The sequence below is a fragment of the Streptomyces sp. NPDC002144 genome (genome assembly GCF_053593695.1).
In genome coordinates this window covers 1-13,153 of record NZ_JBSFDB010000106.1, presented here as the reverse complement: position 1 = coordinate 13,153, position 13,153 = coordinate 1, and the positions used below count along the sequence as shown (strand labels likewise).

Sequence of the window (13,153 nt, the reverse complement as noted above, 5' to 3'; positions counted from 1 at the left end):
TGGCTCCTCGGCCCCTTGGCATGCCCTCAGCTTTGGTCCAGTTCGATCAGCCACCAACAACGTCCAAAACCACGGAGGTTGACAGGGGGAGTCTGCGTGGTCCACCTCATCCGCGCCAGCCTGCGCTACGCCTCTCGCCGCGACTGGGCCGAGGTCGCCCGCGACCTCAAGCCCGTCTACACCGCCGTCAACGAGGAAGAAGCCCGGCAACGGCTCGCCGACTTCGACGCCACCTGGGGCAAACGCTACCCCTCGATCGCCGGCACCTGGCAGCGGGCCTGGAGCGAGTTCGTGCCCTTCCTCGGCTTGCCCGACGCCATCCGCCAGGTCGTCTACACCACCAACGCGATCGAGTCCCTCAACGCCCGCTACCGGCGGGCAGCCCAGGCGTGCGGGCACTTCCCCAACGAGCAGGCCGCCCTCAAACGCCTCTACCTGGCCACCCTCGCCCTCGACCCCACCGGACGCGGCCGCCAGCGCTGGAACAACCGCTGGAAGTCCGCCCTCAACGAGTTCGACGTCCTCTTCGACGGCCGACTTACCGCCGGACGGGTGTAGGCCGAACAGCCCACCGAACAACTCGTAGGCCAAACAGACGAATCACACCTAATTCCTGATAGACCCTCGTCGGCCTCAGGGTAGGGCCAGAGCGGCAGCCGCTGGGGAGTAACGGGGCCAGGTGCGGGCGGGTTGAGGATCACGGCTTGCCTCCGCGTCCGGCGAGCAGGGTCGCGAGGCGCGGCGGAAGACGGCGGCGGGATTGATGACACCGGTCCCGAACTTGTCCCGGACGCGGTCGATGGCTGTTTCGGGGACCAGCCGGGCTTCGGGGTGCCATCCGGGCTGATCTCTCGGGCCACCTGGTCGGCGCTGATGAGGTCCTCGTCTCGGAGGGCGAGCGCGGTGAGTCGGCCGCGTTGCAGGCCGGCGGCTTCCATCGGCTGGGTCGCGAGCAGGCGCAGGTCGTCGTCGTGTGCGGACGGCTCTGCCAGGCGGCGGGTCTTCTCCCGCCGGCTGTTGCCGGCGAAGGTGAGGGTGGCGGCGGGGGCCGCCTGCTCGCGTCGGCGGAGAGTTGGCCTGCCGTTCCGCAGAGATCTGTCCGGCTTGCTCGGAGGGGAGCCTTCTCCAGAGCGAGTACCGCACATCGTGCAGCCGCAGTTCGGCGGCCGGCATCGCGCGAGTCGGCCCGCACCCGGCAATGATCACGTCGAACCTGAGGGGTGCACGATCGGCGCCGGAGGCCGGCGACCGGAGAACGCCAGGGACCTCGCCCACGGTGAAGTCGCGCTCGGCCATGCCGTTGGGCGACGACTTCATTCGTCCGAGCCTTTCCCCGGTGGGGGTCGGACAGGAGTGACACGAGAAACAGTTATGACATGTACATGCCCTACGCTCCCGGTTGACCTTGCTCCTTCTCCCCCACGGAAGGTCTGGGATAACCCGGATGACCAGAACGAACCAGAGACGAAAGACCAGAACGAGACTGGCGGTACTGCCCGCCCTTCTGAGCAGCCTGCTGGCGCTGACTCTGGCGGCACCGTCCGCCGCGGCCGGCTCCGGCGACCCGGCACCGGCACCTTCACCGGCACCGGACATCGCGGCACGGGATACGGTCGGCGCGGCGACCGCGGAACCCGCCACTCGCCCCCTGTGCGCGCGGCCGAGCAAGCCCGGCGAGGTGTCCTGTTTCGCACTCGCCCGTGACGACGTACGGCAGGCCAAGGGCCTGCAGCCCCTCGCGGCCCCGGCAGGGCTGGGCCCTGCCGACATCCAGAGCGCCTACGACCTGCCCTCCGCCGCGGCCGGGTCCGGCGCCACGGTGGCCATCGTCGACGCCTACGACAACCCGAACGCCGAGGCCGACCTGGCCGTCTACCGCAGCCAGTTCGGCCTGCCGCCCTGCACCACCGGCAACGGCTGCTTCCGCAAGACCGACCAGCGCGGCGGCACCGACTATCCGCAACCCGACGCGGGCTGGGCCGGGGAGATCGCTCTCGACCTCGACATGGTCAGCGCAGCCTGCCCGCAGTGCTCGATCCTGCTGGTCGAGGCCGACGCGCCGAGCATCGAAAGCCTGGGCGAGGCGGAGAACAAGGCGGTCGCGCTCGGCGCCACGTACATCTCCAACAGCTGGGGCGCGAGTGAGAGCGCGATCGGCGACGAACCCGGCGACGCCTACTACAAGCACCCGGGTGTGGCCATCACGTTCAGCACCGGCGACAACGGCTACGGCACCAGCTATCCGGCCACCCTCCCCTACGTCACGGCGGTCGGCGGCACCTCGCTGAGCCGCGATCCCGCGACGAGCCGGGGCTGGAGCGAGTCCGCCTGGAGCGGCGCGGGCAGCGGCTGCTCGGCCTACCAGTCCAAGCCTTCCTTCCAGACCGACCGGGGCTGCGCCCACCGCGCCGTCGCCGACGTGTCGGCGGTGGCCGACCCGGCGACCGGGGTCAGCGTCTACAACACGTACGAGGACGGCGGCTGGGGCGTCTACGGCGGTACCAGCGCCTCTTCCCCGATCATCGCCGCCACCTATGCCCTCGCAGGGAAGCCGGGCGCCAAGACCTACCCCAATGCCTACCCGTACGCCCACGCCGCCGCCCTGCACGACGTGGCCACCGGCACCAACGGCACCTGTGACACGGCGGACCTGTGCTCCGCCGGCACCGGCTGGGACGGCCCGACCGGCCTCGGCACCCCGGACGGCAGCGCCGCCTTCACCACCGGCCCGTACGGCGAACTCACCGGCAGGGTCACCGACCCGGGCACCGGCACCGGGCTCGCCGACGTCCGCGTCACGGCTGGCGCGAACGCCACCACGACCGCCGCCGACGGCTCGTACGACATGACGCTCCCCGCGGGTACGTACGACGTGAAGGCCGAGAGGTTCGGCTACGGCAGCGCCCTCTCGGCCGGCGTCGAGATCGGCGACGGTCAGAGCGCCGGCCGCGACTTCGCGCTCACCCAGCAGCCGCTCGTCACCTTCACCGGGCGGGTCCGGGACGGCTCCGGGCACGGCTGGCCGCTCTCCGCGGGCATCCAGGTCGCGGGCCAGCCGTCGACCCGGACGTACTCCGACCCCTCGACCGGCCGCTACAGGCTGCGGCTCCCGGCCAACAGCACGTTCTCCCTCCAGATCGACCCCGTCTACGCCGGCTACCAGGTGACGACGGCCGACGTGACGACGGGCACCGAAGCGGCCCACCAGGACTTCGCCGTCAAGGTCGACGCCGCGTCTTGCGTGGCGCCCGGCTACCGGCAGACGTTCAGCGCCCCCACCGAGACCTTCGACGGCACGTCGGCGCCCGCCGGCTGGAGCGTCACCGGCAACGGCGACGGGCACACCTGGCGCTTCGACGACCCGGCCGGGCGCGACAACCTCACCGGCGGCTCGGGCGGCTTCGCCATCGCCGACAGCGACCACTACGCCGACGGCGAGGACACCTCGCTCGTCTCACCCGTGCTCGACCTGACCGGCTACGACACGGCCGCGGCCCGCTTCGACACGTTCTACAAGAAGTTCAGCGACTCCTCGAAGGCGAACGTGGATCTCAGCACGGACGGCGGCCGGACCTGGTCCACGGTCTGGCGCCGTGACCTGGTCAACGCCGGGCCCGGCGCGCAGACGGTGGGCCTCCCGGACGCGGCCGGGAAATCCGCCGTGCGGATACGGTTCCGCTACCTCGCGGACAACGCGTACTACTGGCAGGTCGACAACGTCACCTTCGGCGGCGTGCGGTGTGCCCCGGTCCGGGGCGGGCTGCTGTACGGGACGGTGAAGGACCGCAACACCGGCGCACCGGTGGCCGGGGCATCGGTCCGCGCTCCCGCCGACGCCTCGGCGACGACGGCCGGGGACGGCACGTACGCGCTCTTCTCCCCGAAGACGGGCCGGCAGCCGATCAGGGCCAGCGCCGACCACTACGCCACGGTGACCAGGACGGTCCGGGTCAAGGCCGACCACGCGACCCGCCTCGAACCGGTGCTGCGCGCCGGGCAGTTGTCGCTCAGTCCGGCGTCGGTCACGCAGACCGTGCGCCGGGGACGGACCACGACGGCAAAGGTCACCCTGCGCAACACGGGCTCGGCGCCCGTGGCCGTGACGCTCACCGAGCGGTCCGGCGACATTCCGGCCGCCACGGCCGCCGACGCCGCCGCGCAGTACGTGCCCGGCGACTACAGCCCGCTGCCGCTGACGGCGGCCAGGTCCTCGACCGCCTCGGGCACCAAGGCGGCGGCTCCCGCCGCCTCCGGCTGGACCAAGGTCACCGACTACCCGACCGCCGTGATGGACAACGCGGTGGCCACCGGCCCGGACGGCCGTGTCTACTCGATCGGCGGCATCGACGGCACATCCCTGCTCAACGGCGGGAACGTGTACGACCCGGCCACCTCCACCTGGACGGCGATCCCCGGCGGCCCGGCCACCTCGCGCGAGGCATCCGAGGCCGCCTTCCTCGGCGGGAAGCTCTACGTCACCGGCGGCTGGGACGTGACCGGCAGCCCCGTCGCCGCCACCGAGGTCTACGACCCGCAACGCCACACCTGGTCCATCGCCGCCCGGGCGGCCACGCCCTACGCCGCGGCCGGCTCGGCGACGCTGGACGGCAAGTGGTACCTGGTCGGCGGCTGCGCGACCCGGTGCGGCACCACCACCGTCCAGGTCTACGATCCGGTCGACGACACGTGGGGCACTGCGACGCCGTATCCCGAGCCCATCTCGTGGCTCGGCTGCGGCGCCATCGCCGGCAAGCTGTACTGCGCGGGCGGCTACACCGCGGACGGCGGCACCCGGCACGCCTACACGTACGACCCAGGCACCGCAGCCTGGACCCGGATTCCGGACCTGCCGACCGACCTGTGGGGCTCCGCCTACACCGCCGTCGACGGCCGGTTCCTCGTCTCCGGCGGTGCCAGCGACCTGATGGGCGGCCGCACCGACGGCGGCTACGCCTACGACCCGGCCGCCCGCACCTGGACGGCCCTGCCTCCGTCCGCCAACGCCCTCTACCGGGGCGGTAGCGCGTGCGGCTTCTTCCACGTCGGCGGGGCCCGCAGCGTCTACGACGCCGTCCCGGCCGTCGAACGGCTGCCGGGCCTCGACGACTGCGTCCCGACCACCGACGTGCCCTGGCTCTCGGCTGACTCCGTCACCCTGCGGCTGCGTCCGGGCGCGCGCGTGACCGTCACCGTACGGCTGGACGCGTCCGTCACGGCAGTGGACCGGACCGGCACGTACACGGCCGCCCTGGCGGTCGGCACGGACACCCCGTACACCTACCCGGTGGTTCCGGTGCGCATGACCGTGCGCTGACGTCAGCCGTCCGTCCCTCGTGCGCCGTCCGGCCGTTCTCCGAGCGAGTGCGGCCGGGCGGCGCGACGCTTTTCGATGGAACGGCCTCGGCGGTCCGGTCGGGCAGTAGCGTGAAGCCAAGCAACTGGACCCCACTCACCTCGGGACAGCCCGCGGACTCTACGAAACCCGGGACAGCTCACCGGCACGGGACTGGGGCAGGACTGGTTCTCCCAGGCGTGTTCAGCAGGTCCATGGCCCCTCATCCTGACGCCGCAGGACCCTCCACATGATCGCCGCGCCCTGGATTTAGGGGTGTGAGCGCCATCACATGACTCGCCGTACCTCCGGGACCAGCGGACTCGTTCTCAAAGCATCTCACGGCGTTACTCCCAATTTACAAAAGCCCCTATCCGTGCCGATCCCCACCCTTATGGGGTGCCGCTTAGGGGGCGGTTAAGGGTACGAGCCGCTCCGTACGAATGCGTAACGTATCCGGCGTCGCGGGAACTCGTCACACGCGGGGTCATGTCCCCCGACAGGTCTGAACAGATTCGGCGGCTTCCATCCTGAAGCAGCTGATTTCCCGACGGAAGGGGCCGGCATGGATGCATTGACCGAAGCTCTACTAGCAGGGGTCGACGCGGAGAAAATCGAGGAGATCAATCTCCCCGAAACCTATCTCGCCGCACATCTGCGAATCGACGACCTGAACATGTTCGACGGCCTGCGGGACAGGGATGTGCGGAAGTCCCTCCATGTGGACCGTGTACCCATGCCCACCCTCGCGCCGGATGAAGTCGTGGTTGCCGTGATGGCGAGTTCGATCAATTACAACACGGTGTGGTCGGCGACCTTCCAGCCCGTTTCCACCTTCGGCTTCCTGCGCCGACTGGGCCGGGAGGGCGGTTACGCGGCCCGGCACGACCTGCCCCACCACGTGGTGGGCTCCGACGCCTCCGGCATCATCGTGCGCGTCGGCGCCGGGGTGCGGAAGTGGCGCCCGGGTGACCATGTCGTGGTCAGCTGTGTGCAGGTGGACGACCAGGAGCCGGCCACGCACGCCGACGGTATGCTCGGCGCCGGTCAGCGCATCTGGGGATATGAGACCAATTTCGGCGGCCTCGCCCATTACACCGTCGTGCGGGCGAGCCAGTTGCTCGCGAAGCCCGCCCATCTGACCTGGGAGGAATCGGCGGGCGTCATGCTCACCGCCGCCACGTCCTACCGAATGCTCGTCAGCGACAACGGGGCTCGTATCAAGCAGGGCGACATCGTCCTCATCTGGGGCGCGACCGGCGGGCTTGGGGCATTCGCGGTGCAGTTGGTCAAGAACGCCGGGGGAATTCCCGTCGGAGTGGTCAGCTCGGAGAAAAAGGCCGGCATTCTGCGCTCCCTCGGTTGCGATGTCGTGATCAACAGAAACGAGATCGGCCTGAGCAGCGACGATCGGCTCACGCCGGAGCGCACCATTGAAATGGGCAAGCGGCTCGGGCGGGCCGTCAGGGCCGCTGTGGGCGAGGACCCGCACGTGGTGTTCGACTTCATCGGGCAGGCCACGTTCGGTATTTCGGTGTTCGTGGTGCGACGGGGCGGAACCGTTGTCACCTGCGGTTCGAGCACGGGCTATCAACACCAGTTCGACAACCGTTATCTCTGGATGAACCTCAAGCGCATCGTGGGAAGCCACGCGGCGAACCTCCAGGAACAGTGGGAACTCAACCGCCTGGTCCGGCTCGGCCATCTGTCCCCCGTCCTCTCGGAGGTGTACCCGCTGGCCGAGGTCGCCGAGGCCGCCAGGCTCGTCCAGCACAACCGGCACACCGGAAAGGTCGGCGTCCTGTGCCTGGCTCCGGAGGAGGGCCTCGGTGTCACCGACCCCGAGAAGCGCGCCGCCATCGGGGTCGAGAGGCTCAACCCGCTGCGCCCGGCGGGTCGGAACGTGCCTTCCGAACCTGCGAAGTCCCAGGAAAGGACTGCGTGACGTGACTGGAAAACGGATCGGGATATTAGCGACCGGTTCCTACCTGCCCAAGGAAGAAGTCGGCAACGCGGAGATCGCCGCTCGCGTGGGCGTCACCGCCGACTGGATCGAACGCAAGACCCAGATCGTGTCGCGGCGCTTCGCGGGCCCGGACGAGGCCACCTCCGACCTCGCGGTCCGGGCGGCGGAGCGGGCGCTGGAGCAGGCCGGCCTCAGCGCGGACCGGATCGAGTACCTGATCGTGTCGACCTCCACCGGGGACTTTCCCCAGCCGCCCACGTCGTACCTCGTGCAGGACGCACTCGGCGCCTACCGGGCGGCGTGCTTCGACGTCAACGTGGTGTGCAGCGGGTTCGTGTACGCGATGGAGGTGGCCCGCAGCCTGGCCCAGGGTCGCCCCGGCTGCCATGTGCTCGTGATCGGCGCCGACCTCTATTCGCGGATCCTGGACTTCGACGACCGACGCACAGCAGTGCTGTTCGCCGACGGCGCCGGAGCCGCCGTACTCGGACCGGTCGACGAGCCGTACGGCATCCTGGGCACCGACCTGGTGAGCCGCGGCGACGCTCACGACCTGATCCGCGTGGAGGCCGGCGGCAGCCGTAACCCCACCTCCGAGACCACCCTGGCAGAGGGCGGTCACTACTTCCGGATGAACGGCCGCGGGGTACGCGACTTCGTCGGTGAGCACGTGCCGCCGGCCCTCATCGCCCTGGCCGACCGGCTCGGCATCGCCGTTGCCGAGGTGGACCACTTCGTGCCGCACCAGGCGAACGGCGTGATGCTCGGCGAGGTCGTCGAACTGGCCGGCCTGACCCGCGCGGTCACCCATCGCACCTTGCAGACGTACGGCAACGTCGGCAGCGCCTCGGTGCCGGTCGCCCTTGACGAGGCGAATCGCTCGGGCGCCCTCGGCCCGGGCGACCTGGTACTGCTCGCCGGATTCGGCGGCGGCATGTCCATCGGTGCCTCGCTGCTGCGCTGGGGGGTCACGGCATGAGCGTCACCGAGACCGTGGAGAACATCGAACGGGTCGGCATCGTCGGCAGCGGCATCATGGGCGCCGGGATCGCGGAACTGTGCGCGAAGGCGGACTGCGACGTGCGGGTCGCGGTCTCCTCCGACAATTCCCTGCAAACCGGTCCGGCGCGGCTGGCCCGCTCGCTGGACCGGGCCGTGGACAAGGGGAAACTCACTTCGGAGCAGCGCGACGAGGCGCTGTGCAGGATCGCCTTCACCCGCGACCTGGGCGAACTGGGGGACCGGCAACTCGTGATCGAGGCGGTGAAAGAGGACGAGGCCCTCAAGCTCGACCTGTTCGCCTCCCTCGACAAGATCGTCCAGTCGCCCGATGCGATATTCGCCTCGAACACGTCCTCGCTGTCCGTAGCGCGGCTCGCTCAGGCCACGAGCCGGCCCGAACGCGTGATCGGAATCCACTTCTTCAACCCGGCACCCGTGCTTCCCCTCGTCGAGATCGTCGACTCGATCGTGACGGACCCTCTCGTGAGCGACCGCGCCGAGGAGTTCGTCGTGGGGCGACTCGGCAAGACCGCCATCAAGTCCCCCGACCGCGCCGGGTTCGTTGTCAACGCCCTGCTGTTCCCCTACCTGTTGTCCGCCATCCGCATGGTCGATTCCGGGCTGGCAACCGCCGAAGTGGTCGACCGCGGCATGACCCTGGGCTGTTCCCATCCGCTCGGACCGCTCCAGCTCGCCGACCTGATCGGCCTCGACACCACGATCTCTATCGCCGAGGCGATGTACGAGGAGTTCAAGGAGCCTTTGTACGCGCCTCCCGCGCTGCTGCTGCGCATGGTCGAGGCCGGACTGCTGGGCAAGAAGTCCGGCCGCGGCTTCTACTTCTACGCCTAGCGCCCTCGCCGCCATTCACCCACGCGGGCAGCCGACCCGGCAGCCTCTCGGCTGCGCTGCCGGGTCCGGGCCCGCGCCACGTCACGCACGTCCGCACGCCACAGGCCCGGCCCACCGCGTGCTGTTTCGCCGACAGGGAGAGCGAAGAACATGGCCATCCGTCCCGGATCCGGTCGTCCCCAGGGGTATGCGGTACTGGACGACGCAATTGCTGTGGTGGGTCTCGCCTGCCGCTTCCCCGGCGCCCAGGACCCCGACGCCTTCTGGCAGTTGCTGTCCCGTGGCGAGAGTGCCGTCGGCCCGGTCCCCGAGGACCGTCCCGGTCTCGCAGCCGGCGCGGCCGCAAGGCCGGCTGGGTTCCTTGACCGCATCGACACGTTCGAGCCGGAGTTCTTCGGCATCTCGCCACGCGAGGCGACCGCCATGGACCCGCAGCAGCGCCTGGTACTCGAGCTCGGCTGGGAGTCCCTGGAGAACGCCGGCATCGTCCCGTCCGTTCTGCGCGACACCCCCGTCGGCGTCTTCGTCGGCGCGATCTGGGACGACTACGCCAAGCTCGTCCACCAGTACGGCGCCGACGGCGTCACCCACCACACCATCACCGGCATTAGCCGCGGCATCATCGCCAACCGGCTGTCCTACGCCCTGGGGCTGCAGGGGCCCAGCCTGGTGGTGGACACCGGCCAGTCCTCGTCGCTGGTGGCCGTCCAGCTCGCCTGCGAGAGCCTGCGCACGGGCGAGTCGACGCTGGCGCTGGCCGGTGGGGTCAGCCTCAACCTGGCCGCAGAGGGCTTCACCGTCGCAGCGCGATTCGGAGCGTTGTCGCCCGAGGGGCGGACGTACACCTTCGACGACCGGGCCGACGGCTACGTACGCGGCGAGGGCGGCGGGATCGTCGTACTGAAGACACTGCGGCAGGCGGTCGCCGACGGTGACCAGGTGTACTGCGTCATCCGCGGCGGGGCCGTCAACAACGACGGCGGCGGCGGCGCGCTCACCACCCCTCGGGGCGTCGCTCAGGAGGAGGTGCTGCGCCGGGCCTGTGCAGCGGCAGGCGTCGAGCCCTCCATGGTGCGGTTCGTGGAGCTGCACGGCACCGGGACCCCGGTCGGCGACCCGATCGAGGCAGCGGCCCTCGGCGCGGTGCTGGGCACCGGACGGGCCGCGCACGCCCCTTTGCTCGTCGGCTCCGTGAAGACCAACATCGGGCATCTGGAGGGTGCGGCGGGTGTCGCCGGGCTCATCAAGGCGGCGCTGTGCCTGCGGGCCGGCGTACTCGTGCCGAGCCTCAACTTCGAACGGCACAACCCCGCGATCCCCCTCGACGACCTGCGCATCGACGTCTGCGCCGGGACCACCGAGCTACGCGGCGACGGCGACGAGCCGGTCCTCGCGGGGGTCAGCTCGTTCGGGATGGGCGGCACCAACTGCCATCTGGTGCTCTCCGACTGGCACCCCGCCCAGGCGACGCACCCGGCTCCGAAGCCCGCCGGGAACACTTCGGTTCTCACGCCCCTGTCCGCCCGAACCGGAGCGGCGCTCGCCGCGCAGGCCGAGCAGCTCGCCCGGCATCTCGCGGACCGTCCGGAACTGGCCCTGCAGGACGTGGCACACTCCCTCGCCACCACCCGTACGCACTTCAAGCACCGTGCGGTCGTTCTCGCCGAGGACCGGTCCACCTTGCTGGCCGAACTGAACCACCTGGCGGCCGGCGAGCCCTCGCCCGGTCTCCTGCGCGCAGTGGCCGCAGACTCCTGCGTCGCGTTCCTGTTCACCGGTCAGGGCAGCCAGCGCGCGGGCATGGGGCACGACCTGTACCGGGCGTTCCCGGTGTTCGCCCGGGCCCTGGACAAGGTGTGCGCTCTGCTCGACACAGAGCTCGAACGGCCGCTGCGCGAGGTGATGTTCGCCGAGCCGGACTCCGCCGACGGCGCTCTGCTCCACCAGACCCGCTACACCCAACCCGCGCTCTTCGCCTACGAGGTCGCCCTTCACCGGCTTCTGGAGCACTGGGGTCTCACGCCGACCGTGGTACTCGGCCATTCGGTCGGCGAGTTGGCAGCCGCCCACGTCGCGGGCGTGCTGTCGTTGCCGGACGCGGCGAGGCTCGTGGCCGCCCGCGGCCGGCTGATGCAGGAACTGCCCGAGGGCGGCGCCATGGTGTCCGTGCAGGCGTCCGAGCAGGAGCTGCTCGCCGCCCTCGCCGGACGCGAGAACCAGGTGACGGTGGCTGCGGCCAACGGCCCGTTGTCGACGGTGATTTCGGGCGATGAGGACGCTGTGCTCGAGGTCGCCCGTCACTGGGAGGAGCAGGGCCGGAGGACCAAGCGGCTCCGGGTCAGCCACGCGTTCCACTCGCCCCGCATGGACGCGATGCTCGACGCGTTCCGGGAGGTCGCCCGAGAGCTGAACTACCACACGCCCCGCATCAAGGTGGTGTCGAACCTGACCGGCCGCACGGTCTCCGCCGAGGAGATCGCCACGGCCGAGTACTGGGTACGCCACGTCCGAGAGAGCGTGCGCTTCCTCGACGGCATGCGCGCCGTGGAGGAGTCCGGTGTGCGCACCTACCTGGAGGTGGGGCCGGACGCAGTGCTCGCGGCGATGGGCCGGGACTGCCTGACCGAGGACGCGATATTCGTCACCGCCGCACGCCGCTCTCGCGCCGACGTTCCCACGCTGCTGTCGGCCCTGGGCGAACTGCACGCCCACGGCGTCCCCGTCGACTGGCAGCGGGCTGTTCCCGGCCGACGCGTCGAGCTGCCGACATACGCCTTCCAGCGAGCTTCGTACTGGCTGTCGGCGACGGGCTCCGCTCCGGCCGCCTTTGTCGAGGGCGAGGGCGACGCGCAGGCGCGGCCTGCCGAGGACTCCGCCGCGCAGCAGGTCGCAGGCGGTTCGCCGGCCGAGCTCCTTGCCGGGCTGTCGCGGCCCGAGCGTGAGCGTGCCGTCGCCGACCTGGTGCGGCGGGAGGTGGCCGCCGTCCTGCAGTACACGTCCACCGAGTCCGTCGACCTGGACATCACCTTCCGGGAACTGGGCTTCGACTCGCTCACCGGCGTCGAGCTCCGCAACCGGCTGAGCGCGGCCTCGGGACTGCGGATGCCGCCCACCCTGATCTTCGACCACCCCACCGGTGACGCCGTCGTCCGGTACCTCAGCGCAGAATTGCTCGGCGACTCCGCCTCGTCGGCCCCCACGGCCACCGGCCCGGTCGTCGACCCGGATGATCCGGTCGTCATCGTCGGCATGGCCAACCGGCTGCCCGGCGGCATCGGCTCTCCCGACGAGTTGTGGGAGCTGGTGGCCTCCGGAGGCGAGGCGATCTCCGGCTTCCCCGTCGACCGCGGCTGGGATTTGGAGTCCCTGTTCGACCCGGACCCGGAGACCCCGGGCACGTCCTACGCCCGCGAGGGCGGGTTCCTGCACGAGGCGGCCGAGTTCGACGCGGAGTTCTTCGGGATCTCCCCTCGCGAGGCGCTCGCCATGGACCCGCAGCAGCGGCTGCTGCTGGAGACCTCCTGGGAGGCCCTGGAGCGGGCCGGCATCGACCCTACGAGCCTGCGCGGCAGTGACACCGGTGTCTACGCGGGCGTGATGTACCACGACTACGCGAGCCGTCTGGCCGTCGTGCCCGGCGACCTCGAGGGCTATGTGGGCACCGGCAACACGGGCAGCGTCCACACCGGCCGGGTGTCGTACACGTTCGGCTTCGAGGGACCGGCGGTCACCGTCGACACCGCCTGCTCCTCGTCGCTGGTGGCCCTGCACATGGCCGCCCAGGCCCTGCGCACCGGCGAGTGCTCGCTCGCCCTCGCCGGCGGCGTCACCGTCATGTCCTCACCCGACACCTTTGTCGAGTTCAGCCGTCAGCGCGGACTGGCTCCAGACGGCCGCTGCAAGTCATTCGCCGCGTCCGCCGACGGCACCGGCTGGTCCGAAGGCGTAGGCATACTCGTCCTGGAGAAACTCTCCGACGCCCGCCGCAACGGGCACCGGGT

6 protein-coding genes are annotated in these 13,153 nt (G+C 70.6%); all 6 read left to right on the top strand.

Annotation, left to right across the window (positions count from 1 at the left end):
• On the top strand, positions 1–558 hold a 558-nt coding region (locus tag ACWCQ1_RS50455; RefSeq protein WP_451029921.1), incomplete at its 5' end, for a transposase.
• A gap of 886 nt (positions 559–1,444) precedes the next feature.
• Positions 1,445–5,314, top strand: coding sequence for a carboxypeptidase regulatory-like domain-containing protein (locus ACWCQ1_RS50450; protein ID WP_451029920.1), 3,870 nt, complete (start codon positions 1,445–1,447; stop codon positions 5,312–5,314).
• Positions 5,315–5,897: 583 nt separating this feature from the next.
• A complete protein-coding gene (gene ccrA / locus ACWCQ1_RS50445; RefSeq protein WP_451029919.1) occupies positions 5,898–7,277 on the top strand; it encodes a crotonyl-CoA carboxylase/reductase in 1,380 nt (459 codons plus the stop codon).
• A gap of 1 nt (position 7,278) precedes the next feature.
• Positions 7,279–8,277, top strand: coding sequence for a 3-oxoacyl-ACP synthase III family protein (locus tag ACWCQ1_RS50440; RefSeq protein ID WP_451029918.1), 999 nt, complete (start codon positions 7,279–7,281; stop codon positions 8,275–8,277).
• Entirely contained in the window at positions 8,274–9,152 is an 879-nt protein-coding gene (locus ACWCQ1_RS50435; RefSeq protein WP_451029917.1) for a 3-hydroxybutyryl-CoA dehydrogenase, read from the top strand. The genes ACWCQ1_RS50440 and ACWCQ1_RS50435 overlap by 4 nt, the downstream gene beginning before the upstream one ends.
• A gap of 150 nt (positions 9,153–9,302) precedes the next feature.
• On the top strand, positions 9,303–13,153 hold a 3,851-nt coding region (locus tag ACWCQ1_RS50430), incomplete at its 3' end, for a type I polyketide synthase (RefSeq protein ID WP_451029916.1).

Bases quoted from the DNA above. Each gene is read 5' to 3' on its own strand.
- ccrA (WP_451029919.1), top strand. From the start codon at position 5,898: ATGGATGCATTGACCGAAGCTCTACTAGCAGGGGTCGACGCGGAGAAA.
- ACWCQ1_RS50435 (WP_451029917.1), top strand. From the start codon at position 8,274: ATGAGCGTCACCGAGACCGTGGAGAACATCGAACGGGTCGGCATCGTC.
- ACWCQ1_RS50450 (WP_451029920.1), top strand. From the start codon at position 1,445: ATGACCAGAACGAACCAGAGACGAAAGACCAGAACGAGACTGGCGGTA.